Genomic DNA, 1,577 nt, shown 5'->3' with positions numbered 1-1,577 from the left:
AAAAAATCAAACCAACTAAACTTGCGTCAATAGCAAACGAAAAACCACCAAAACCACCAAAAACAGAATATCTGCATCCAGTCCAAGATTTACAGTCTCAAAATAATTTTTCACAAAAAAAACCTAACAATTCTACTACCTCCGAATTGACTCAACAAAATAACTTGCCTTCCCAAAACTCACAAGAAACCAAATCCCCAACAAAAAAACACCCTTATTTTTCCAATTCTGCTATTTGTGATTTGATATCATTTGCAATTAATATTTTATCTAATCAAGACGAGCCAACCAAAAACACAATAACAAATTTTTGGACAAATTTAAAAAATCGCTATTCTACTCACAGTTATTATAAAAGTGTAGCCGAAATTTTGGATAGAGGAAAAATAGTTGCTTTGAGTCAATCCCAACAAATGATTTTAGTTTTTGAAGATGAAGATGCCTTTGAACTTGTTTTACAAAAAAACATCAAACAAAAAGCTTTAGAAATTTTGAATAACGACACTTTTGCAATTACAGACTACATTGCTTTTTTAAAACAAGATTGGCAAGCCTTAGAAACTTTTTACAACAAAAATCATCCTCATCCAAACCAGGAATCAATTGCAAAATTCACAGCTACTTGCAATTTTGATCTTGACTTATATCAAATCAAAGCGACCCAACCAACCAAGCCTGCTATTATCCAACTAGCTTATGATTTTTTTGGTAAAGATATAGTAGAAATAATTAACTAGGAGCAAAAAATTATGAAAACACAATCTAATATGTTTGAAAAATTAAAAAAAATGCAAGAAGCAATTGAAAACGCCCAACAACAATTAGAATTACAAGAATTTATTGGCAAAGCAGGGGATGTAGAAATTGTTTTACAAGGCACCAAACAAGTCGTAGATGTTATTATTTCTCAAATTCACAGCAAAGCAATTCTCCAAGAAAGCGTTTTGTTGGCTTTTAATGCTGCTTTAAAAAAGTTAGAAAGAAAATCCAAAGAACTCATGCAAAAAGCATCTGGAGATTTGATAGAATTCTAAAATTTTTACCCCCCCATATTTTGCATTTCTTTATTTTATTTAGCTCTTTTCTTTTCCTTTCTTTTCTTTTTATTTTATCACTTATCATTATTTCCCAAATCCCAAACATTATTACATTAAAAGGAGGTATTTTATGAAAAAAAACAAAACTCCAAAATCACTTTTGGAAACTGCTTATGACATTATGAAAAAACATCACAATCCTGTTTCAGTCTATGATTTATTAAAACAAACATTGCAAAAACACCAAATCCCAAATAACAACCCCAATGTAGCTAATCAGCTTTATTTAGACATCGCTTTGAGCGGAAAATTTGTTTTTTGTGAAGACAATCAATTAATTATTAAAGAAAATAATAAACTTTTTTGGGATAAAGATTTTTTTGAAAAAACTCAAATTTCAAAAGACGAACCTCTAGACGAAGATACCAATTTACAAGAATTAGATTTTGAGGATTTCCTTTCTGACAAAGACACTGTCCAAACTGACCCTCTACAAGATGATTTGCTTGATTTAGAAGACGAACCTTCAGAAGAACAAAA

At 30.1% G+C, this 1,577-nt stretch carries 2 protein-coding genes and 1 pseudogene; all 3 read left to right on the top strand.

Annotation, left to right across the window (positions count from 1 at the left end):
- Window positions 1-737 (top strand): annotated as a pseudogene (locus OYV_RS03835) (DNA polymerase III subunit gamma/tau); the annotation flags it as partial.
- Between the two features lie 12 nt (window positions 738-749).
- A complete protein-coding gene (locus OYV_RS03830) occupies window positions 750-1,034 on the top strand; it encodes a YbaB/EbfC family nucleoid-associated protein (protein WP_042068382.1) in 285 nt (94 codons plus the stop codon).
- A gap of 133 nt (window positions 1,035-1,167) precedes the next feature.
- On the top strand, window positions 1,168-1,577 hold a 410-nt coding region (rpoE, locus tag OYV_RS03825; protein ID WP_042068380.1), incomplete at its 3' end, for a DNA-directed RNA polymerase subunit delta.

This window comes from 'Chrysanthemum coronarium' phytoplasma (assembly GCF_000744065.1).
Taxonomy (GTDB): Bacteria; Bacillota_I; Bacilli_A; order Acholeplasmatales; family Acholeplasmataceae; genus Phytoplasma; species Phytoplasma asteris.
The sequence above is the reverse complement of the archived record's forward strand: the minus strand, read 5'-3'. Positions and strand labels throughout refer to the sequence as shown.

Bases quoted from the DNA above. Each gene is read 5' to 3' on its own strand.
- OYV_RS03830 (WP_042068382.1), top strand. From the start codon at position 750: ATGAAAACACAATCTAATATGTTTGAAAAATTAAAAAAAATGCAAGAA.